The organism is Paraclostridium sordellii (assembly GCF_000953675.1).
GTDB lineage: Bacteria > Bacillota > Clostridia > Peptostreptococcales > Peptostreptococcaceae > Paraclostridium > Paraclostridium sordellii.
The window spans coordinates 1,275,703-1,299,110 of record NZ_LN679998.1 but is presented as its reverse complement, the minus strand read 5'-3'; the positions used below and the strand labels follow the sequence as shown (position 1 = coordinate 1,299,110).

Annotated in this window: 24 protein-coding genes; 4 read left to right on the top strand and 20 right to left on the bottom strand. The window is 26.1% G+C overall.

What is annotated here, in order from left to right; translation table 11 throughout:
• The first annotated feature begins 116 nt into the window (after positions 1 to 116).
• Positions 117 to 560, top strand: coding sequence for a MarR family winged helix-turn-helix transcriptional regulator (locus tag ATCC9714_RS06300; RefSeq protein ID WP_021124036.1), 444 nt, complete (start codon positions 117 to 119; stop codon positions 558 to 560).
• Between the two features lie 40 nt (positions 561 to 600).
• Here ATCC9714_RS06300 and ATCC9714_RS06295 read toward each other — a convergent pair whose 3' ends face one another.
• The 3 genes from ATCC9714_RS06295 to ATCC9714_RS06285 form a co-directional block, all read right to left on the bottom strand.
• Positions 601 to 789, bottom strand: a complete 189-nt coding sequence (locus ATCC9714_RS06295; protein WP_021128306.1) for a ferredoxin — start codon at positions 787 to 789, stop codon at positions 601 to 603.
• A 181-nt stretch (positions 790 to 970) separates the two neighbouring features.
• The gene (locus ATCC9714_RS06290) at positions 971 to 1,366 is read right to left on the bottom strand and encodes a hypothetical protein (protein WP_057544758.1); all 396 of its coding nucleotides are present in this window, start codon (positions 1,364 to 1,366) and stop codon (positions 971 to 973) included.
• Between the two features lie 65 nt (positions 1,367 to 1,431).
• A complete protein-coding gene (locus ATCC9714_RS06285; RefSeq protein ID WP_021128308.1) occupies positions 1,432 to 1,806 on the bottom strand; it encodes a hypothetical protein in 375 nt (124 codons plus the stop codon).
• Positions 1,807 to 1,967: 161 nt separating this feature from the next.
• Here ATCC9714_RS06285 and ATCC9714_RS06280 point away from each other — a divergent pair, with 161 nt between their 5' ends.
• Positions 1,968 to 3,113, top strand: a complete 1,146-nt coding sequence (locus tag ATCC9714_RS06280; RefSeq protein ID WP_057544757.1) for a DEAD/DEAH box helicase — start codon at positions 1,968 to 1,970, stop codon at positions 3,111 to 3,113.
• A 23-nt stretch (positions 3,114 to 3,136) separates the two neighbouring features.
• On the opposite strand, the gene ATCC9714_RS06275 is transcribed toward ATCC9714_RS06280, so the two are convergent.
• The 6 genes from ATCC9714_RS06275 to ATCC9714_RS06250 form a co-directional block, all read right to left on the bottom strand.
• Positions 3,137 to 4,414: a methionine gamma-lyase family protein gene (locus tag ATCC9714_RS06275; protein ID WP_021128310.1), complete on the bottom strand. Its 1,278-nt coding sequence runs from the start codon at positions 4,412 to 4,414 to the stop codon at positions 3,137 to 3,139.
• 108 nt (positions 4,415 to 4,522) lie between these two features.
• A complete protein-coding gene (locus ATCC9714_RS06270; protein WP_057544756.1) occupies positions 4,523 to 5,437 on the bottom strand; it encodes a hypothetical protein in 915 nt (304 codons plus the stop codon).
• A gap of 26 nt (positions 5,438 to 5,463) precedes the next feature.
• A complete protein-coding gene (locus ATCC9714_RS06265) occupies positions 5,464 to 6,102 on the bottom strand; it encodes a nitroreductase family protein (protein WP_057544755.1) in 639 nt (212 codons plus the stop codon).
• Positions 6,103 to 6,140: 38 nt separating this feature from the next.
• On the bottom strand, positions 6,141 to 7,295 hold the full coding sequence (locus tag ATCC9714_RS06260) for a SpoIIE family protein phosphatase (RefSeq protein WP_054630826.1): 1,155 nt from the start codon (positions 7,293 to 7,295) through the stop codon (positions 6,141 to 6,143).
• The gene (locus tag ATCC9714_RS06255) at positions 7,292 to 9,004 is read right to left on the bottom strand and encodes a [Fe-Fe] hydrogenase large subunit C-terminal domain-containing protein (RefSeq protein WP_057544754.1); all 1,713 of its coding nucleotides are present in this window, start codon (positions 9,002 to 9,004) and stop codon (positions 7,292 to 7,294) included. Before ATCC9714_RS06255 ends, ATCC9714_RS06260 begins: the two co-directional genes overlap by 4 nt.
• A 199-nt stretch (positions 9,005 to 9,203) precedes the next feature.
• The gene (locus ATCC9714_RS06250; protein ID WP_057536023.1) at positions 9,204 to 9,599 is read right to left on the bottom strand and encodes a single-stranded DNA-binding protein; all 396 of its coding nucleotides are present in this window, start codon (positions 9,597 to 9,599) and stop codon (positions 9,204 to 9,206) included.
• 222 nt (positions 9,600 to 9,821) lie between these two features.
• Here ATCC9714_RS06250 and ATCC9714_RS06245 point away from each other — a divergent pair, with 222 nt between their 5' ends.
• Complete coding sequence (locus ATCC9714_RS06245) at positions 9,822 to 10,325, top strand: peptidylprolyl isomerase (protein WP_334291060.1); 504 nt, start codon at positions 9,822 to 9,824, stop codon at positions 10,323 to 10,325.
• A gap of 13 nt (positions 10,326 to 10,338) precedes the next feature.
• On the opposite strand, the gene bioA is transcribed toward ATCC9714_RS06245, so the two are convergent.
• From bioA to ATCC9714_RS06220, 5 genes are all read right to left on the bottom strand, one after another.
• Entirely contained in the window at positions 10,339 to 11,685 is a 1,347-nt protein-coding gene (gene bioA / locus ATCC9714_RS06240; protein ID WP_057544753.1) for an adenosylmethionine--8-amino-7-oxononanoate transaminase, read from the bottom strand.
• Positions 11,686 to 11,710: 25 nt separating this feature from the next.
• Positions 11,711 to 12,397: a dethiobiotin synthase gene (gene bioD, locus ATCC9714_RS06235; RefSeq protein ID WP_057544752.1), complete on the bottom strand. Its 687-nt coding sequence runs from the start codon at positions 12,395 to 12,397 to the stop codon at positions 11,711 to 11,713.
• 8 nt (positions 12,398 to 12,405) lie between these two features.
• On the bottom strand, positions 12,406 to 13,356 hold the full coding sequence (gene bioB, locus ATCC9714_RS06230; RefSeq protein ID WP_021124015.1) for a biotin synthase BioB: 951 nt from the start codon (positions 13,354 to 13,356) through the stop codon (positions 12,406 to 12,408).
• 132 nt (positions 13,357 to 13,488) lie between these two features.
• The gene (locus ATCC9714_RS06225; protein ID WP_021124014.1) at positions 13,489 to 13,626 is read right to left on the bottom strand and encodes a hypothetical protein; all 138 of its coding nucleotides are present in this window, start codon (positions 13,624 to 13,626) and stop codon (positions 13,489 to 13,491) included.
• A 115-nt stretch (positions 13,627 to 13,741) separates the two neighbouring features.
• Positions 13,742 to 14,239, bottom strand: a complete 498-nt coding sequence (locus ATCC9714_RS06220; protein ID WP_021124013.1) for a PTS sugar transporter subunit IIA — start codon at positions 14,237 to 14,239, stop codon at positions 13,742 to 13,744.
• Between the two features lie 423 nt (positions 14,240 to 14,662).
• Between ATCC9714_RS06220 and ATCC9714_RS06215 the strand changes: the two genes are divergently transcribed.
• Positions 14,663 to 16,081 (top strand): alanine/glycine:cation symporter family protein, encoded by a 1,419-nt coding sequence (locus ATCC9714_RS06215; RefSeq protein ID WP_130624508.1) that lies wholly within the window; start codon positions 14,663 to 14,665, stop codon positions 16,079 to 16,081.
• A 40-nt stretch (positions 16,082 to 16,121) separates the two neighbouring features.
• Here the strand turns inward: ATCC9714_RS06215 and ATCC9714_RS06210 are convergent, their stop codons facing one another.
• The 6 genes from ATCC9714_RS06210 to ATCC9714_RS06185 form a co-directional block, all read right to left on the bottom strand.
• A complete protein-coding gene (locus tag ATCC9714_RS06210) occupies positions 16,122 to 18,101 on the bottom strand; it encodes a fructose-bisphosphatase class III (RefSeq protein WP_057536020.1) in 1,980 nt (659 codons plus the stop codon).
• 89 nt (positions 18,102 to 18,190) lie between these two features.
• Positions 18,191 to 19,753 carry a murein biosynthesis integral membrane protein MurJ gene (gene murJ, locus ATCC9714_RS06205; RefSeq protein WP_054630813.1) on the bottom strand — a complete coding sequence of 521 codons (1,563 nt, stop codon included), beginning with the start codon at positions 19,751 to 19,753 and terminating at the stop codon, positions 18,191 to 18,193.
• A 46-nt stretch (positions 19,754 to 19,799) separates the two neighbouring features.
• Entirely contained in the window at positions 19,800 to 20,228 is a 429-nt protein-coding gene (locus tag ATCC9714_RS06200; RefSeq protein ID WP_057544751.1) for a zinc ribbon domain-containing protein, read from the bottom strand.
• A 23-nt stretch (positions 20,229 to 20,251) separates the two neighbouring features.
• Entirely contained in the window at positions 20,252 to 21,568 is a 1,317-nt protein-coding gene (locus ATCC9714_RS06195) for a hypothetical protein (protein WP_057544750.1), read from the bottom strand.
• Between the two features lie 56 nt (positions 21,569 to 21,624).
• Complete coding sequence (locus tag ATCC9714_RS06190; RefSeq protein WP_057544749.1) at positions 21,625 to 22,722, bottom strand: Nif3-like dinuclear metal center hexameric protein; 1,098 nt, start codon at positions 22,720 to 22,722, stop codon at positions 21,625 to 21,627.
• Positions 22,722 to 23,408, bottom strand: a complete 687-nt coding sequence (locus ATCC9714_RS06185) for a tRNA (adenine(22)-N(1))-methyltransferase (protein ID WP_054630806.1) — start codon at positions 23,406 to 23,408, stop codon at positions 22,722 to 22,724. The genes ATCC9714_RS06190 and ATCC9714_RS06185 overlap by 1 nt, the downstream gene beginning before the upstream one ends.

The following is a 23,408-nucleotide window of genomic DNA, read 5'->3' as shown; positions in this document are numbered from 1 at the left end:
GTTTTAATAATAATTATATTTTTATAATAATTATAAGTCAATAACTTTTTTAAATTGTACAAAATATTATTTTGGTTTATAATAGTAATATAATTATACATTAAAGGAGTTTTTTTATGAGTAATGTAGATTTAACTAAAATAACTGATGAGCTATTTACTTTGCTAATGCAATTAAATAGCAAAGTATTCAATCAAGATAAAATGGTTAAATGCTCGCCGCTCCCTCCGTCTCATGTAAAGGTTATTTTCTACCTTTATAATAACGGATCATCATCTATATCTGATATAGCTGCTAGGCTTGCAATTTCAAAACCTAATATGACTCCTGTCATAGATAAACTATTAAAAGAAGGTCTTGTATATAGAACAGAAGACCCTAATGATAGAAGAATCGTTAGAATAGATTTAACTCAAAAAGCCCATGATCTTACACTAGAACATAAAAGAAAGTTAAAAGAATTACTTTTATCCCAGTTAACATCCCTATCTCAAGAAGATTTATTAAAAATGAGTGACTTGGTATCTGAACTTACTAAAATTATTGTTAAATTAAATTAAAAAAAGAACTCCTAGGAGTTCTTTTTTATATAATTTATCTTTATTCTACAGTTATAGCACTTACAGGACATCCATCTTGTGCTTCAACAGCACTTTCTTCTAATTCAGCTGGAACCTCACCTTCTTTAGCTACTGCTAAACCATCATCTTCCATTTCAAAAATTTCTGGACATATACCTGTACATGCTCCACATCCAATACATACGTCTTTATCTACAAATGCTTTCATTTTATTGCCTCCATTTAATTAAATATTATTTATGCTAGCACTATATATACTAGTATTATTTATTTACCCTTCAAAGACAAAATTAAATCATATATATTTATTATTTTTTTAATTTCACAATTATATATAATATGTAAATTAAAAGAGGTATCCAAATTGGATACCCCTTTTAATTATTATGTTAATATTTTACATCAATAGGTATTTTTAAAATTACCTTTTTTTCTTTTTGCCAACTTCCATAATCTTTTACAATTTTACCTTCTATTACTTTGTATATATATCTAAACTCAACACTATCCTCTAACTTAATATGTTGATTCTTATTTATTGGTTTATATTCATTTAAATTTAACTTTAAAGAATGGCCTATGACATCAAGTTCATCCTTAGATAAATTTACATTATACTTAATTTTATAGTCTAAACCATTATTTAAGTTTAGCAAAGGACCTTTTTCAAATTCTTCTTTGACTTTCTCAAAATACAAATCATAGTAATTTATACTATATACATTTATATTAGAGAAAATAAAGCAGACTATGAGTATAAAAAATATTTTTACTAGTTTTTGCATAATCTCACCTCTAAAGACTTTTACCTTATATTATGCACATTTTTTGTATAATTATTTTGTTTACTCTATTTTTTAATATCCTTACTTAAAAACTTAAAAACTATAAAATCTGCAACCTCTAAAGCTATTAAAATTAAAAATAACTTCTTATTATTAAAAAATGTTAATATGTATAATATTGGTGTGGTTATTATAGTAAATAACCCTAGTTTGGCTAAGCTTTCTGACTTTTTGTCTTCATATGGTTTTAAAAACTTATCAAACAACTCATCTATGTCTATGTTATTTGCTATTATTAGCAAATTAATAAACCTATCTATTATAACAACTATCCAAAATAGTTTTTTAAAATAGTTATATAAAATTGTATAGGTAGGTATATATAAAACTTCTTTCCATAGAATTAACCTTAACAAAATTTCATTAGATTTGTTGCTCATAAACTCGTACTCCTTTTTGAATTTCATAAAATATATTATAGTATAACAATACATATTAGTCCAAATTTATTTGTATAATCTAATACATTTTGAATTAAACTGAAATTAATGTTATACTATAAATCTAATTCAGAAATTATATATTTAAAAAGGAGTAAAAAATGAATAAATCTTATGATATTAACTTAGATTTTAGCTTATCTAAAGCTTTACAAAAGCAAGGTATAAAAAGTCTAAATAAAATACAATCACTAGTCTTTGATGATATAAAAGACCATAAAGACTTAATAGTTCAAGCCCAAACAGGAAGTGGTAAAACATTAGCTTACTTACTACCTTTATTTCAAAAAATAGATACTTCAAAGCGTGAAACTCAAGTTTTAATTTTAGCTCCAACACATGAGCTTTCTATGCAAATAGTAAACCAAGTTAAATTACTATCTGAAAATTCAGGCATAAATGTAACAACGCTTCCTTTAATAGGCGAGGTTAATATTCAAAAACAAATAAAAAATATAAAAAGCATAAAGCCTCATATAGTAGTTGGAACTACAGGAAGAATTTTAGATTTAATCCAACAAAGAAAATTAAAAGTTCATACTGTAAAAACTATTGTATTAGATGAAGTAGATAGCTTAATAGGAGGAAAAAGCTTAAGATCTGTAAAAGACGTAATTAAATGTACATTAAAAGATAAACAATTGTTAGCATTTTCAGCTAGTGCAGATGATAAGTGTGTAGAAATTTTAAAAGATTTAATGAAAGATCCTAAGATTGTTAAAACAGAAAATAAAGTAAGTGTAAACAAAAATATAAATCATATGTACTTATTAGGTGATAAAAGAGATAAATTTAAATTACTTAGAAAATCTTTAGCTGCTGTAAATCCTAAAAAAGCTATAGTTTTTGTAAATGATGAAGAAAGCATAGAAGTAATAAATAATAAGTTAAACTTCCATAATAGAAACTCAGTTTGTATATATGGAAGAATGACTAAAGAGGATAGAAAAAATGCCTTAGATAAATTTAAATCAGGTAAATCTAATGTTTTAGTTTCATCAGATTTATCAGCTAGAGGTATAGATATTAAGGATGTTACACATGTTTTTAACCTAGACTTCCCTGTTAGTAGCAATGAATATATACACAGAGTAGGTAGAACAGCTAGAGGTACAAATCAAGGAGATGCAATTTCTATAATAACTCCAAAAGAACTAGCATCAGTTAGATTTTTATCAAAAGAATTTAACATAAAAATTTCACATAAAGATTTATCTGAAGGAAAACTAATAGATTTTAACAAATAAAAAAACCTCATAATGAGGTTTTTTTATTTGTTCTTTTTCATATATTGATATGCCTTTAAAGTTCCCATTTTAGAGTGATCAAAAGTTAATCCACCTTGGAAATATACATTATATGGTGGTTTTATAGGAGCATCTGCACTTAATTCTATAGATGATCCTTGTATAAATGCACCTGCTGCCATTATAACTTCACTATCATAACCTGGCATAGCCCATGGTTCTGGTTTTACAAATGAATCTACTGGAGCTGCAGCTTGTACTCCTTGACAAAAATCTATAACTTCTTGTGCATTATTTAATCTTACACATTGAATTATATCACTTCTTAAATCATCATATTTTGGTAAAACTTCATATCCTAATTTTTCAAACATCCTAGAACAGAAAATTGCTCCCATTAATGCTTGTGATACCACATATGGAGCTAAGAAAAATCCTTGTAAAACAGTTCTACTTGTTCCAAATGTAAGTCCACATTCTTTTCCTATTCCAGGAGATGTAAGTCTATATGATATAAGTTCTACCAACTCTTTCTTACCTACTATATATCCTCCAGTTAAAGCTAATCCTCCTCCTGGATTTTTTATAAGAGATCCTGCCATTATATCTGCACCTACATCAGTTGGTTCTTTAGTCTCAATAAATTCTCCATAGCAATTATCAACCATTACTATAACTTCTGGTTTTATGCTTTTAACAGTCTCTATAACTTCTTTTATATCTGATATTGTTAAAGATTTTCTCCAAGAATATCCTTTAGATCTTTGTATCATTACTAATTTAGTTTTATCATTAATTTTTTCTTTTATTCCCTCTAGGTCTACCTCTCCATTTTCTAAGAAGTCTACTTGATTGTATGTAACTCCAAACTCTTTTAATGATCCTTTTTCTTCTCTTATACCTATAACACCTTCTAGTGTATCATATGGCTTTCCAGTAACTGATAAAATTTCATCCCCGGGTCTTACAATCCCTTGTACACATAATGTTAATGCATGAGTTCCATTAACTATTATCGGTCTTACTATAGCATCCTCAGTATTAAATACTTTAGAGTATATTTCCTCTATTTTTTCACGCCCAATATCATTATATCCATACCCTGTTGTCCAGTTAAAGTGATTATCACTTAAATTAGATTCTTGCATAGCCTTTAAAACTTTATATTGATTGTATTCTCTTATTTCCTTTATCTCTTCAAATCTTCCTTTTATATCATCCATAACTTCATTAGATAAGTTGAAAATTTCATCATCCAATTCATAAAAGTTTTTTAATAATTCTTTTGTCTCATTTAGCATTTTATCACCTGTTTCTTATATTATTAAATTAACATTTGAATTTTAACATATATAGTATATTAGTGCAAGCTAGCCTTTTCAATAAAATAAGGACTACCATAGTAGCCCTTATTTTACAAATTGATTTATAAAATCTATCATCATTAACTTGAACTTTCCACTATAATCAACAACTTGTGCAATTTGTTGATTATTTGCTGCTTCCCAATTAAAGTTAGCAATTTTAAAACAAATTTCATTATCATTTTTTTCTATAATATATCCAAAATCTTTAGTTTGTGATACATCTAAATCTCCCATATCCACATTTATGTCAGTAATAACTTCTTTATTAGCACACATTATCTCCCTTGATTGAGAATCGGATTCTAATCCAAATAAAACATACATACTATCAGTTTTTAATATATCTAAAATCGATTGTTCTTTTAAATTACTTAGGTCTATTTCTGTACTTTCCTTTACAAAAAGTCTATCTGTTAAATTACTTTTTCTCATTTTTAAAACTATAGAATTAGAATCAACTTCTTCCTCTAAATTTTTTATAGTTTCTTCTAAAAATAAGTTAAAATTAAATTTATTTTCTTCTATTTTAAGTATATTTAAGTTTTCTATATTTTCTTTAGGTATGTATTTAATAACATTTTGAAATACATCATATATATCACAAATTTCATAGCCTTTTTTTATATAGCTTTTCTTAATTTCATACTCTTCATCAAAATCTTCTAGTAATTTATCTAAGTTTTGTTTTGTTTCACCATCTTTTATAGAAGTTACAAATGGAATTACTTTATTTGGCTTCATTAAAAATGTTTCTAAAGGTTTTATAATATCATTTGCCTCATTTATATCAGCTTCTTCAAATGCTTGCTCTATGCCATCTTCTAAAAAAGCAACTTCTACTTCCATTTCATATTCTTCTTCACTCATAGTGTTCTCCCCAACAGGGCACATAACTATTAATTTACTCTTATCAAATACATATCCAAACGAATATGATATTTCTAAACTTTTGCTCATTACAAACTCTCCTTATTACGTCTTTATTAATCAATAAATGTTACTACTTCTTCTAGTGATTTTCTTTTAGCTCTTGGATGTTTTTCATCTGTAGGTACTCCTAAAGGAGTCATACATGCTAATTCAAATCCTTCTTTTTCAAATCCTATTAATTCTTTAATTTCATCTCTTGCAAAATTAGGTCCTGTCATCCAACAAGTTCCATATCCCATAGCACTAGATGCAAGTAAAATATTTTCCATAGCTGCACCTATATTTTGAATACCCGGATTTGAAAATAAAGCTTTTTGTAAATATTCATCAGATTTATTTGCTAATTTTAATATATTATACTCTGTATTTGGGTATTCACTTGCGTAAACTAATATTAAAACAGGAGCACTTTTAAATACTGTATAGTATGGCAACATTTTTAAAAATGATGACTTTGATTTATCGTCATTTACTTCTTTAATTAATTTATTACCTTTGTTTATAACACATTCAGAAATTTTTTTTATTTTTCCAACATCGGAAACTACTATAAAATGCCAGTTTTGAAGGTTTTTCCCTGAAGGTGCATAAGTTCCGGCTTTTAAAATTTCGACTATATCTTCTTTTGGTATAGCTTCATTTTTATATTTTCTTACACTTACTCGATTGTAAATAAACTCTAACTTATTCATTATAGCATCTCCCCTTAATTATTAATATTAAAATTTATTTAACAGTAATAAACTTCTACTATTTTCCCAAATTTTTTAAGCGTTTTTTCTAATTGTTTTATAACTTCTACTTTGGGATTTTCTATTTCATTATTATACATACACTTATTAGCTGAATTTATAGCACATCCTACTATGAATTTTATATGAGTAGATTGTTCTAAAAGTATTTTTACAAGTTTTGAAGCTCCATCATCCTTTAACTTTGTGTTTTCTCCATCCTTTATGCTTTCTAATATTTCTATAGACCTTTTTAAAGTTAGCATTCCCTCTGTTACAAGGTCAATTCCTTTTATTCTAGCAATTGGAGGTATATCTTCATCAATTATATTAAAATTCATATCTATTTTTTGATTTAACTTTCTTGCTATAATTTTGGCAGAAGTTCCCCCACATATGACTTTTCTCCCTTTATTTTTTAAAAATTCACTTGCTACATATTCATCATGCTTTTTATCTTTAGGAGGACCTGTAAATATAGTTGTATATTTAGGTTTTGATATTTTTATAGTTGCTACAGTAGTATCATCTCCTGGTTTTTGCATATATAATTGATCACAAGCTCCAATTAAAGTTCTTGTAATTTCTCTAGATGTCATATTAACCGCAATAAATTTTTCAATATATGCTTTTACATCTTCCCATTTCCAGTTTAAGTTTAATACTGTTCCTCCTCCAGCATATATAACTCCATCACTTACAAATATAAGTATATCATCTTCTTTTATTTTAAATCTACTCTCTCTTATTTTTCTATTGTTTATACTAAGTTCTATCCAATTTATATCTTGAACTTTTTTATTGCTTAGGTAAAATATACTTGGATTATCAAACTCAGCTATATAAACCATACCCTCAAAATCTATTGTAATTATCGTGAAAGTTGAATATGCTAAATTTCTTTCTAAACATACTGGAAGAGTTTTTAAAATAGTATCAACAACTTCAGGTAGTTCAGCCCCTTCTTTCAACATAGTTATAGCTATTTTAGATGTTAGTGTAGCTAAAATATTAGCTTTAACTCCACTTCCTAATCCATCTGACAATACAGCTATAAACTTTTCATCACTATTTAAAAATTCAACTTTATCACCACAAAGTTCTTCATTATATTTATTCATACTAAAACTTGAAAAATCAAAGTAGTAATTCATTGCACTACCTCTTCCTGAATAAGTTTTTTTAATTTATTCAATGTAACTTTAGTTTCTGCTGTTGTCTCACCTAAAAGACTTGCGATTTCCTGGGCAACTCTCATTTGCTTATCTATTACAGCCTGAGTTATATTCATAGCATCTATTTTCTTTTCCATAAGTTTTTTTTCAAGTTCTTCATTTTCAGTTATGTCATCCGCTATCCAAAGCATAACCTTATTATGTTCTAGCCATAATATACTTTGAATTATAACTTTAGAACTATCTTTTAAAAATACTTTTTCTTTTATTATATTTTTTTTATTATCTAGTACATACTCAAAAGGCTTTTCGTCCAAATATAAAATTACAGGCAACCCTTTATACTTTTCTACATTTGTATTAAAAAACTTTTCACTAGATTTATTCATCTTTACAATATCTAGATTTTTATCTACTATAGTTACCATATTTGGAGTTACATCAACTATAGTATTTGCTAGATTTTCAGCCTTATCTCTCATATAAGGAAGACACATTTCAATCTCAGCCATATTATTATATACAGCAACAGCTTTTTCTCTACAAGTAGAGTATCCACAACTGCCACAGTTTAACTCATCTTTTTTTATATATTTTCCCATACTTTTTAAAATTTCTCTAAGTTCTATTGCATTTGGTATTTTTAAATCTTTCTTTAAACACTTATACTCTCTATTCATATTTATACTAAAATTATTTAATGGATATATTTCATCTACCTTCTCATCAGTATTATTTCCCATACTATTTGCATAATTTCTAACTCTAATTCTTCGTTCATAACAATTTATATTGTCTTTTGGCATACCAGAACCACCTAAACAACTATGTCTACAAAAACTTAATTCTAAAAGAGTATTTTTAAATTTTCCTATTTTAATTGCCTTGAGCATTTTTATACAATCTTTACTTCCTTCAACCTGAATAATTGTTTTTCTAGGATTTTTATTTTCTATACTTTTAGTGGGTTCCCCTACTATAGGAAATAATCTTTTTTGCGAGTTATTACAATCAAAATTCTCTATTTCTAATTTCTCTATGTTTATATTTTCATAGTTTATCCATTCTATTAACTCAACAAAAGTTAATACATTGTCTATATTCCCGGATTCAACTCCTTCAATTTTTTTTGACAAACAAGGTCCTATAAACACAACCTTTACATCTTCTCCATATTTAGCCTTTATTAATTTACTATGACAAACCGCTGGAGATATTATAGGAATCAAATTTTTTATAAGTTCTGGGTAATGTTTTTGTATTAGTCCTGTAACAGAAGGACAAAAACTTGTTATATAGCATAAATCATCTTCTTTATTTGCATATTCTTCATATGCTTTTTCTACTAAATCGATTCCATAAATAGCTTCTTGTGCATCATAAAATCCAAGCTTTTTTAATAAAGATTTCAATTTATTACTGTGTTCTCCAAATATAGCTGAAAAGCTTGGTGCTATAGATGCAATAACTTTATCTCCTTTTGATATATACTCTTTTACTTTATATACATCTGATTTAATTATTTTTGCATATTGAGGACAAACCTTAAAGCATTTACCACATATAATACACCTTTCTTCTATAACCTGGGCATGTTCATTTTTTATTTTTATTGCATTAACTGGACAAACTCTAGCACAGGCATAACAATTTTTACAATTTGCTTTTGAAAAACGCATAAACCACATAGAATCTACCCCTTATATGTTTTCATATACTCTTATAATTTAATTATAGTTATTTATAAGTGTAAACTTCAATAATTTTGTTAAATTTTTATCTTTTTATTCATATTAATTAACTTCATAAAATATAAATATTTAATAAAAATAACCTTGTAAAGTTATATGCTTCTTTATAGAAGTCAAACACTTTACAAGGTTATTTTTAAAATGGTAATGTAGCTTCATCTATACTGTTTTTTTCATCTAATTTAAATACATCATTTCCGCTAAATATTTTTTTACTATGTTCTAATAAATGTACCTTATATGTAGTTACTTTAGTCATATATTTATTGTTCCCATTACTATCTTTATATTCATCTATTCTTAGTTCTCCTGTTACAGAAACTAAACTTCCTTTTTTAAATCTATCTATAGCTAAGTCTGCAGCTTCTCTCCAGGCTTCTATTTTTATAAAATCTGTTTTTTGACCTTTACTTTCTTTTTTTAATTTTCTATCAACCGCTATTGTAAAATTAGCAACTGGTATTCCTTTTTCTCCAATATATTTAATTTCTGGGTCTTTTGTTAATCTTCCTAATAATATTATACTATTCAAAATCTTAGCCTCCTCTTAGCTTATTAATAAGATTATAGCCAAACATACGTTCATTTATACTTTATCATTATTTATATTTTTAATTATTTTATGATATAATTATTTTCATATATAAATTGGGAGGTAAATTTAATGAGTAAAAATAACTTTTTTTCTAAATTATCAAATTTATTTAGTAAACCTAGCATAGAAAAACAATCTAATGTAGATATAGATCCTAAAATGCTTCCTATAGCATATATATCAGTAGAAGATGTTGGCGTTATAGAAGCAGAACTTTATCCTAATATAGCTCCAAATACAGTAAATAATTTTATATCTTTAGCTAATGATAATTTTTATAATGGATTAATATTTCATAGAATAGTAAAGAATTTTGTTATTCAAGGTGGATGTCCAGAAGGGTCTGGTATAGGAGGTCCTGGATATACAATAGAAGGAGAATTTAATAAAAATAAATTTAAAAATAATTTAAAACACACTGAAGGTATTTTATCAATGGCTAGAAGTCAATCTAAAAACAGTGCTGGTAGTCAATTTTTTATTGTAACAAAAGCTGCACCTCATCTTAATGGTAAATATGCTAGTTTTGGAAAAGTTATAAATGGTTTAGATTTAGTTCATAAAATAGAAGATTTAGGTTCAAAAGGCAAAACATTTGTGATATCTTCTATAAAAGTAGATACTAAAGGAGTAAACTACAATGCTCCAGTAAAATATAAATAAGGCTATAAGTAAGCTACAGCTTACTTATAACCTCATCTATACATTCTTTGCATACATTAACCATCTTATCCATATCTTCTTCAGTTATAATATAAGGAGGATTAAAATATAATATATTTCCTAAAGGCCTAAGAAGTACCCCTTTTTTAAGAGCTATTTTATAAATTTGATACCCTATTCTTAAGTTAGAATCAAACATTTCCTTATTCATTTTATCTTTTACTAACTCAATAGCATTAATTAGACCTATAGATCTTATTTCTCCTACATTTTTATGTTCATTTAAACTTTTAATAATTTTTTCATTAAATTTTTTCGCTTTTTTTTCATTTTCTACAAGTATATTTTCATCTTCAAATATATTTAAAACTTCATTTGCTATACTGCATCCTATTGGATTTCCTGAATATGTATGGCTATGCATAAATGCTTTATAAGTATTATAATCATCATAAAAAGCATTATATATTTTATCTGTTGTTAAAACTAATGCCATAGGTACATATCCTGCTGTGAGCCCCTTAGACAAGCACATAAAATCAGGTGATATATCAGCATGTTCACAAGCAAACATCTTACCTGTCCTTCCAAACCCTACAGCTATTTCATCAGCGATTAAATGTATATCAAATTTATCACATAATAACCTTAACTTCTTTAAATATATAGGCGAATAAATTTTCATTCCTGCTGCACCCTGTACCATAGGTTCAATTATTATAGATGCAACTTCTTCATGATTTTTATTTATATACTCTTTCATATATACAAAACATTCAGCATTACAAGTTTCTCTTTTTTTATTAAACTTACATCTATAACAATCAGGCCCTTCAATCCTAGCTGTATCTAACATTATAGGTTTATATACTTTACTATATAAATCTAAATCTCCAACAGAAAGTGCTCCTATAGTCTCTCCATGATATGCATCAGTTATAGCAACAAATTTAGTTTTTGATGTGTTTCCAACTTGAGCATGATATTGAAAACTCATCTTTAGAGCGCATTCTACAGAAGCTGATCCATTATCTGTAAAAAATACCTTACTAAGTCTATCTGGAGAAATTTTTATTATTCTCTCACAAAGTTCAATAGCTGGAGTATGAGTAAAATTTGCAAATATAACATGTTCTAAATCATTAACTTGATTATTAATTGCATTATTAATTCTTTCATTAGCATGTCCAAATAAATTACACCACCAAGAACTTATTGCGTCAATATATTGATTACCTTCTATATCATATAAGTTTATACCTTTTCCCTTTTCAATTACTATAGGTTTAAAAGTTTCATAGTCTTTCATTTGAGAGCATGGATGCCATATATATTTTAAATCTTTTTCTACTAAATTCATATTTTATAAATCCCCCTAATTTTTATTAAATTATAACCTTGTTTATATCTATATCAATTTCTTGACTTTCTTTATACATCTTAGGAACATAAGCTATAATTTTAACTCCAGTTAACAACTCTATTGTTTTTGCATTATCTAAATGAGCAATATTTTCTCTATCAAATTCGTTTAAAATAATTCCTTTAATTTTAAAATTCTTGGATTTCAAGTATTTGACAGTAAGAAATGTATGGTTTATAGTTCCAACTGATGATCTAGCTACAAGTATTATTTCAAATCCAGTCATTTTTACTATATCTTCTAACATTAAGGTTTCGCCGTCTTTGATTTTTATAGGACATACTATTCCTCCACTTCCTTCAGCTAAAATAAAATCATATTTTTTATATAAATTTTGAAAATCATTTTTTATTTTTTCAAATTTTATATCTATATTCTCTATATTTGCTGCTAAATGAGGTGATACAGGATTTTTTAAAGAATATGAAACTATATTTTCATATTTTTCATCAAGTCCTGAAATTTCGCATACATGTTTAGCATCTCCTGGTATTAATTTATCATTTTCCTCAATTGCTCCACTTAATACTGCTTTATAATAAGTAGCATTAATATTTTTATCAATCAACTTTTTCATTAGAATTGCACTAATATACGTTTTCCCCACATCAGTATCCGTTCCTATAATAAAAATTCCTCTAGATTTCATATGTCCTCCTATACTTCAAATCCCATTGATTTTACTAAATTCAAGTCATTTTCTATACTATTTCCACAAGTGGTTAGTAAATCTCCTGTTATAGTTGCATTTGCTCCTGATTTAAATGCATGCTCTCCATAATTAGTTAATACATTTCTTCCTCCTGCAAGCCTTATAAAACTTTTAGGATTTATAAATCTAAAAATTGCAATGGTTTTTAATACTTCATCTTCAGTTATCTGATCTTTAATTTTTATACTCGTTCCCTCGATGTAATTTAATACATTAATAGGTATAGATTTAATATTTAAATCTCTTAATTCAAAAGCCATATCTATTCGATCTATAAAAGTCTCACCTAGCCCTAGAATTCCTCCACTACAAACTTCTAACCCTGCTCTTTGTGCAGCTTTTATAGTTTCAATTTTTTCATCATATGTATGAGTTGTACAAATTTTATTAAAAAAATTTCTAGAAGTTTCTAAGTTATTATGATATCTTTTCACCCCAGATTTTTTTAACTTTTTAAGTTCATTTTCACTTAATAGACCATGGGATGCACATATCTTTATGTCTACATTTTTTCCTATCTCTTTGTATGAATTGCAAATTTTATCTAATTCTGATTTATTTAATTTTTTACCTGATGTAACTATAGAATATCTTTTAACTCCTTTTTCAAAATGATATTTAGCATCTTGTATAAATTTTTGTGTTTCTAATAATGGATATATCTCTATATCTGTTTCATGAAAAGATGACTGAGAACAAAACTTGCAATCTTCACTACATCTTCCACTTTTCCCATTTATAATAGAACAGGTGTCAAATTGATTGCCTAAAAAGTAGTTTCTTAATTCATTTGCATATTTAGCTAGTTCACATGTTTTTAAATTTAAAAGTTCTATAGCTTCTTTTTTATCTATTCCATAACCATTTTTTATAAGTTCATATAGTTTACTTACCATATTTTTTCTCCTTAGCAATAAATTATTAATTTTATTTTAGTATTTGTTTTTATTTTAGTCAACCTTTTTAATTTTATAAGTTAACCTATTAGAATAAAAAAAAGCCGCTATTTGCGACTTATATTTTTAAATTTAATTACTTTCCTTTTTAAAATACTCAAACCATATATTCACTATTTCAGATGTTTTTAAACTTTCTAGTTTTTTTCTAGTTACCGGGTGTCTCCTAACATTTACAGAATGTAAATCTCTTATTAATTGGCTTTTCATAATTTTTCCCCCTTAGTTTAAATAAAAATAAATTCTATATTAAAATTTATGCACTAAGATTCAAAAAAATTACTATATTTATAAAAAAAGAGTCTAAAATTTAGACTCTTTTTAATTACTTAACTATTTCTACTTTACCAGCTTCTCCTACATTTACAGGACCTTCTGTCACTTTTATAGATTCATTAGATTCTAAGTTTGTAAATATAACTGGACTTATAGACGATTTAGCGTTTGCCTCTATAAATGGTAAATCCATCTTAACTAGTTTATCTCCAGCTTTAACTTCATCACCTACATTTACAAATACTTCAAACCCTTCACCTTTTAAGTTAACAGTATCTATACCTAAGTGTAAAAGTATTTCTTTACCTTCTTTAGATTCTATTATTATTGCATGTTTTGTTTCAAAAACCACTCCTATTTTACCATCTACAGGAGATACTATAACACCATCTGTTGATTTTATAGCGAATCCATCACCCATCATTTTAGTTGAGAATACCTCGTCTGGAACCTTACTTATATCTAGTAATTCTCCATTTGTAGGTGATACTATTCCTTTAGCAGACTCTTCTTGCTTTGATTTTTTGAATATATCAAATAGACCCATATTTTACACTCCTTAGTATTGAATTACGTTTTCATAAACAAAATAAAATTTTATTTAATTTTATTATATCTATTATTATATAATTAAATTTTTGTAGAATCAAGTGGTTTTGATTAATATATGATAACTTTTTCTCAATTTATTTTTTCCATTAAATGTAAATATATTTATTCTTTTATTAAGTGTTTTTATTAACTTAGCTTATCTTATAAAGTATATTTTATTTTTAGTTGCAATTTTATTTTTTAATTATTCATATCAAAACATTAACAAAAATGTTTTCCTAGGTTTTTACAAGGTTTTTAATATTGATCTTTTGTTAATTTTGTTGTATAATTTAAAAAAATGAATTTTAAATTTTAAAAATTTCTTTTTTAAGAATTTGATAAATTAAGTTTTATTAAGGAGGTATTTTAATTGAGTATGTTTAATAATTTAGTTACATCTTTAAACAATATTTTATGGTCGTATGTCTTAATTGCTTTATTATTAATCTTAGGTATTTATTTCACGATTAAAAGTAATTTTGTTCAATTTAGGTATTTTAAAGAAATGATTAAGTTGCTAGGTGCATCTTCTACAGATAAAAAGAAAGGACAAATTTCTTCATTTCAAGCCTTTTGTATAAGCACTGCATCAAGAGTTGGTACTGGTAATATAGCTGGTATTGCAATAGCAATTACTCTTGGTGGTCCTGGTTCTGTATTTTGGATGTGGTTAGTTGCCTTAATAGGAGCTGCATCTAGTTTTGTAGAATCTACTCTTGCCCAAATATATAAAGTAAAAGATGGAGATGGTTTTAGAGGAGGTCCTGCATATTATATAGATAAAGGACTTAATAATAAGTTTTTAAGTGTGACGTTTTCAATACTTATAACAATTTGTTTTGGATTTGTTTTTAATGCAATTCAATCAAATACAGTTGCGGAAGCTTTCCAATCTGCATTTGGCTTAGATAAAATGTTTATAGGTATAGTCTTAGCAGTTTTAACAACTGTAGTAATTTTTGGGGGAGTTCATAGAGTTGCTAAAATATCAGAAGTTATAGTTCCTATATTTGCAGTTGCCTATATAATAGTTTCAATACTTGTTGTTGGTATGAATATAACTAAACTTCCTGATATCTTAAAATTAATAATAGAAAATGCATTTGGAATAAAAGCAATTGCTGGTGGTGGAATTGGAGCTACTATACTTATGGGTGTAAAAAGAGGTTTATTCTCTAACGAAGCAGGTATGGGTAGTGCTCCAAATGCAGCAGCTACAGCGTCAACATCTCATCCTGTTCAACAAGGACTTGTACAAGCTCTTGGTGTGTTTACAGATACGATAGTTATTTGTAGTTGTACAGCATTTATAATTTTAACTTGTTCAGACTACGGTTCTAGCAATCTATCAGGTATTCAATTAACGCAATATGCACTTTCATCTCAAATAGGATCTATAGGACATTATTTTATAGCTATTTGTATATTCTTATTTGCATTTAGTTCTATAGTAGGAAACTATTACTATGGGCAATCAAATATAGAATATATGACAAAGAGTAAAAGCCTTTTAAATGTATATAGAATATTCGTTATAGGAATGGTTATATTCGGTTCTTTAACTGCAGTAGAAATTGTTTGGAACCTTGGAGATTTATTTATGGGCTTCATGGCTATTATAAACTTATTTGCTATAGCTAAGTTAAGTAAATTTGCTTTCCTTGCCTTAAAGGATTATTCAAACCAGAAAAAATCAGGTATAAAAGAACCTAAATTTGAATCTTCAAGTATAGAAGGTCTAATTGGTTGTGAGTGTTGGGAATCGAAAAAAGATTTAACTAATGATGTAGCTTAAATAAAAAAGGATTAATACAATTGTATTAATCCTTTTTTATTTAAGACTCTTTTATAAGCCCTTTTCTATATGCTAAAAGTAGTAATTTTAAATCTTTTATACTTTCACAAATATCTTTTCCAATATCAGTATCTCTTATATATTTTCGATTTAGATTTCTCTCTACTATAGATGTAGTTGACAAAATATCACTTTCCTCATATATTACTTGTTCTGTAGTTGTAAAATGCTGATGTGATACCAATTGAAGACTATAAGAGTTATATATAAGTGTGTATCCAGCTATACCAGTCTTTTGTTGATAAGCTCTTGAAAATCCTCCATCGATAGCTATTAATTTCCCATTAGCTTTCATAGGACTTTCTCCTTTTTTACATTCAACAGGTACATGTCCATTTATTATATGCGATTCTTTTTTATCCAGACCAAACTCTTCAAATATCATATTGCACATATTTTCAGTATCTCTTAATTTAAAATATGCATTTTTATTTTCTTTATGGGTTTCTTTTTCTTTTATAAAATATCTTTCAAAAGTTGCCATATCATCTTTTCCAAATAAAGGTGATGCTTCTCCTGTCCATAAGTACCACATAATATCCATTCCATATTCTTTTTGTGAGTTTCCTTCTCTATAGAAATACCCTTCTCTAGCTAAAGAATCAAATTTATCCATTAATTCTTTTCCTTTATATTCAATTCCTTCTATTGTAAATTTTTTAAAACTTCCATCTTCATTTAGTGGTATACATCCATGAAATAAAAGATTAGAGTTAAAGTTTAAATATATACTTCCTTTTGAGAATAAAAACGAAGTATGCTTTTGAAGTTTTTCACTATTAATAAATGATGACTTCAATTTATCTATAACTACTTCTTCCTCTTTAGTTAATTTATAAGGATTTTTTGGATCTATTGTAGGAAAATTAGTATCTTTAAGCTTATATTCTTTTCCTTTTAAAGTTATAATTCCACGTTCATAGTTTATTTTTTCTAATAAACATCTATGGTTCATATTAAATTCAGGTCTTCTTTTTATAATTTCATGTTCTAATTTAAATTGTATTATAGATATAGCTTTGTGCATTTTAGCTATTAATGAAATTTCACTTTTATTATATTCACCCTCAGATATTTTAGGTAAAAAAGCCTCACAAGGATCATCTTTATAAATATTTAATGCAAAAGTTGCTAGAGGAAGAATATTTATTCCATATATATCTTCAACAATATCTAGATTTGCATATCTAGCTGAAATTCTTAGTGCATTAGCAATACATACCTTTTGCCCTGCAGCTGCTCCCATCCATAATATATCATGGTTACCCCATTGTATATCAACACTATGATAATCCATTAAAGTATCTATAATTATATCCGGTCTTGGCCCTCTATCATATATATCTCCAATAATATGTAATCTATCTATTACTAACCTTTGAATTAGCTTAGATATAGCTGTTATAAACTCTTTTGATCTATCCGTATCAATTATAGTATTTATAATTTGCTGATAATATTTTTTCTTATGATCTATATTACAATCTGTATTTAAAAGTTCTTCAATTATATATGCAAAATCTTTTGGCAGATATTTTCTAACTTTATCTTTTGTATATTTTGTTGATGCATATCTACACAATTCAACAATTCTATGAAGAGTAACTTTATACCAATCATCTATATTTTCTTCTTCTTTTAAAACTATTTCTAGTTTTTGTTCAGGATAATAAACTAAAGTTGCTAAAGTTTTCTTTTCACTTTCCATTATAGAATCACCAAATAGTTCTTCTATCTTTCTCTTAACTACTCCAGATCCATTTCTTAATACATGGACAAAAGGCTCACTTTCTCCATGTATATCAGATAAAAAATGTTCTGTTCCTTTAGGTAAATTTAAAATTGATTCTAAATTTATTATTTCATTTGCGGCTTGAGATATTGTAGGATATTGTTTAGAAAGCAAATTTAAATATCTTATATTATCTCTGCATAGCTTTTCTGACACTTCTAAGCTCATTTTTTTCCCCCTAGTTCTTTTAAGTAATTAATATATATTTAATTATATCATAACTATTCTTTAAATATAAAAAAGTAAGATTTATTACCTTACTTTTTTAGTAAAATCAATATTCTCGATTTTAATTGTTTTAATACAGCTTTAACTTCTTTTATATTGAAAATCACGCTTAAAATCAAATAAATTAATGCACCTATTGTTGTAGCTATAGTTAATCCTAAAAATATTAAGTGTTTTTTTTCATCTATAAAACTATCTCCTATTATTATAATAAATGTATATAGCTTATTAACTGTAAATCCCATTATCAAAGATGCAGTTATAGCCTTTAAAAAAGTTATAACACTACTTTTTATTCCTAATCTTCCTATCTTTTTTCTTAGAGCAACCATAAGTAGTATTGCTCCAAATGTAACAGATATAGATGTAGATAATGCTAGTCCACCTATTCCCATTATCTTCACTAAAATTATAGAAAAAACTATATCAACAAATACAGCTGCTACAGCATTTTTAACTGGTGTTTTAGTATCTTGTAAAGAATAAAATCCTCTAGATAGCATGTCTCTTATACCAAAAGATACCATTCCTAAAGCATAAAACAAAAGTGCTGTTGATGTTAAGAAAGTATCTCTACTGCTAAAGGATCCACCCTCAAATAATAGGCTTACAATAGGTGTTGCAAATACCATCATACCAACCATAATCGGTAACATTATAATTATAACTAGATTTATACATCGTATTAAACTTCCTTTAAAAGCTTTCATATTATTTTGACTAGCAAATTTAGAAAGTATAGGATACATTATAGTAGATATGGATATAACTAAAATTCCTATAGCAAATACATTTAATTTATTTGCATAATTAAGTGCCGTTATACTACCTGTATCTAGTGTAGATGCTAAAGTTCTATTTATAACATTATTTATTTGATCTACATATGAACCTAAAAACACAGGTATAATTAAATAAATTATATTTCTTACATTATTATCTTTCATATCTACTTTTAAATTGTGTTTATATCCAGTTTTTTTTAGAAAAGGTATCTGAAAGATCAATTGAGCCATATATGCAAATAATGTTATCCATACCATAGTGTAAGAATTAGTAAAGCTTCCAATAATTATAGCTAATATGCATATTATATTAAATGGTATAGATACAATTCCTGATATATAAAACCTTCCATTTGCTAATAAATAAGATGAAACTAATCCATTAGCTGCAATAAACATTATAGATGGCATAAGAATTTTTGAAAACTCAGTTGTAATTCTTAATTCTTCACCTTTAAATCCCATTGCAAATACTTTGACAATATATGGAGTAAACAGAGTCCCTAAAACTATAATTATAAAACTTAGTATGAGAACTATATTTAAAACATTACTCGTAAACTTATTAACTCCTTCTTGACCTTGCTCTTCTTTAATTTTAAAGTACATAGGTATATATGTAGTCCCAAGTGATGCACTTATTCCGGTGAATAATACTACTGGTATATTTAAAGCTGTTATATAGGCATCTGTTACAATACTTGCACCAAAATGTTGAGCTAATATTATGTCTCTTAAAAAACCAGTTATTTTAGATATAAACGTTATAATCATTAAAACAACTGCTGACTTCTTAGCATTTGACATACGATACTTCCTTCTTCCTTATGTTAATTATAGCTTGATAAAGTACTTATTTTATTTTTCTTCCACAACACCCACAAAAAACATCATTTTCATCTATGTAGTTTAGGCAATAGTCACATTTTAAAGTAATTTCTTCATCTACTTTCTTTCCACAATTACAGCAAAAATTACTTCCTTTAATTAATATATTTCCACATTCACAAGTTTCATTCTCTTTTTGACTGATATCATTAATATTTAAATTAGCTTCATATATTATTTCATCCCAATCAGTTATATGATCAAATAAATCAATAATTTTTTTATTTTCTACCTCGTTTCGTCTAATCATTTCATATATTTTGATTCCTGAATTTAAAAAAATCTTAATTTTTTCATCTTCAGCTTTTTCTATTATCTTCTTTAACTTAGATATTTCTTTCACTTCTTCTATCTTTTCTCTATTTTTATTTATAATATTCACTATACTATTCATTTTATTTCTCCTAATCCTTAATACTATTCTTTATTTAGTTTATATCCTATGAATAACATTATATAACAGTATAAAAAAGAAATCATCATACCTAAAATTGCACTTGAACCTATATAAGAATAAGTTTCATAACTTTTAGATTCAAGTAAAGATATTGTTCCATTTGTATCTATTTTAGTTAGATGTATACTGGCTCCAATTACTATAGAATATATTAAGCTAAAAATCTTTATGTATTTCTGATTTTTAAACTTATTTTTCACATCATATCCTGCAACTATAAGTAAAATAGCATTAAACAGTATAATAGAGTATATAACCAATAGCATATTATCATTTATGTACATAACTAAATTGCTCATGCTAAAAATCGATATTATAGAATTTATAATTATCATAGGTATTAAATTAGCTAAATGAATTATATAAGTAGATATTTGAACCAACATAACCAAAGTCATTATACCTTTACTATTTAAATATAATTTATTAAAAACAAAACAAACAATTAAGGTTATTAAAATTATTATTAATAAAGTTCCTATTGTTTTTAATACTTTATTAATAATTTTATAAATATTTTCTTTTGGCTTTACTTTGTTATAAAGTGTTATGTATGTAGGTATAAAACAAACTAAAATTCCATTTATGAAACTTTTACAAAGACTATATCTTAAAATAATTGATAAATTATAGTATTCATTCATAGATAAAGAAATAGTCCTTTTTCCTAAAACAGATACAAATGCAATAAATGCACCATAAATAATACTAATAATCAAAGTTTCTTTTAATATATTTGTTTTATCAATTTCATCTTTTTTTATAAAAATAATACTTGAAATTGTTATACATATAGCAGGAATAATAATCCATAAAATTATACCTAAGTTTATATTTATTTTTCCAAATCCTAAATTCGAAGATGATGATATATCAATTGGAACTAAATTAATTCCCATTAGTATATTAAAAACATTTAAGTATTTATTTATATCCGATTCTACAAATCCTAAAATACACTTAATTATTATAGATATTAAAATTAACATTAAAATAGAGACTATTGGAACTTTAAAACGACTTTTTATAAAAGCTTTTATATTATCAGGGTCTTTAAAATTCCACTTTATTTCTTTATCCTTATCAATAAAACTCAAATTGTTTCCACATTTACTACAATACCTATTACCTTTATTTTGTTTTTCTCCACAAATTTCACAAAAATCATTTTTATAAAATTTAATTGTATTAGTATTGTATTTTTTTAAATCATCTCCACATAATTTACAGTAATTTTGCTGATTAGAGCATTTTAATTCGCAATTATTACAATTCATATTTTTCCTCCATAGCTTAAATAGCCTTAAGAAAATCTTAAGGCTATTTTTCATAACTATATTATATCAAAAGGATTTAAATTTACATCACTTTTTATAATATCCATATCAAAATTTTCATCTAAATATTTAAACATTATATCTGCAAATACTTTTTCAGTATCAAAGTGTCCACAATCAATTACTTTCATACCCATATCTAAAGTATCTTGTGCATCATGATATTTCATATCTCCGGTTATTAATACATCACATCCAGATTTAAAAGCTTTTTTTACCATATCGGCTCCTGATCCAGTAACTATTGCAACTTTAGATATTTCATCTTCTAAATTTCCAACTACTCTTAAATGCTTTATATCTAGTTTTTCTTTAAGAATCATACCTAAATCTTTGAAAGTCATTTTTTCCTCTAGCTTTCCATACCTTCCAAGCCCTACAGCTTCACCTTTATTTTCTAACTTATACAGATCATATGCAACTTCTTCATAAGGATGAGATTTAATCATAGCATTGATTACTCTTCCTAAAATTTTTTGAGGAACTATAGTTTCAATTTTAACTTCATTTACACTCTCTAATGCACCTTCTTCCCCTATATAAGGGTTAGCTCCTTCACATGGCTTAAATCTTCCTTCACCTTCTATACTAAAAGAACATTCCTTGTAATTTCCTAAATGACCTGCATCGGCATTTCCTAAGGCTGATCTTACCTTATCTAAATGAGTTTTAGGAACATAAACTGCTAATTTATATAAAACCTCACTATTAGTCTTTTCAAGTATCTTCGCATCTTTTAAATTTAATAAATCAACAAAATAATCATTTAATCCATCAAATGCAATATCAAAATTTGTGTGCATAGAGTATATTGATATGTTATTTTTTATAAGTTTATGTATAAGTTTTCCTTTTAAATCTTGAGTCGTCACTTTTTTCATTTTTGAAAAAATAAACGGATGATGAGTTATGATTAAGTCTATTTCTTTTTCTATAGCTTCATTAACAACTTCTTCATTTGCTTCAAGAACTACCATAATCTTCTTTACTTCGTTTTCATAGTCTCCAACTAAAAGTCCTACATTATCCCAATCATAAGCTAAGTTTAAAGGATACTTTTTTTCTATTTGTTTAATTAAACTTTTAAGTTTCATTATATCAACCCCTTAAGTTTGTCTATTTTTTCCATAGTTTCTATTCTTTTTCTTTCTACTCCTTCTCCAATTTTTCCATCTAACTTATCTAATAATCCTTTGTATGCATTTATTTTCTTATCTAAAAACTCTTCCAATAAGTCATCTTTATTCTCAATAAGCTTTTTCCCCACTTCATAGTATATATCATCTGTAACTTCTGTGTTTTTACCAGTATATTTAGTTTCAATTATCTCATATATTCTAAAATCTTCTTTAACTAAAACTTCATTTATTATTTCGTACCCATTATTGTATAAATATTTCCTTAACTCACTTTGAGCTTGCATAGGTTGTAAAATAAGCTTTTCAGCACTTTGTGAAACATCTTTTTTTACATTTAATAATTCGCTTATTAATATACCACCCATACCAGCTATTATTATTTCATCTACCTCATTTATTTTTAATACTTCAAGACCTGAACCTAATCTTAAATCAACTTTATTTTCTAATTTATTATGCTTAACTTCTTTTCTAGCATTTTCTAATGGCCCTTTGTTTACATCTGCTAGTATTGCATAATTTATCTTATTATTATTTAATAAATAAACTGGTATATACCCGTGATCAGTTCCTATATCAGCTATTTTTTTATTTTCTCCTACAAGACTCGCTATCTTTAATAATCTATCTGTTAACTTCAA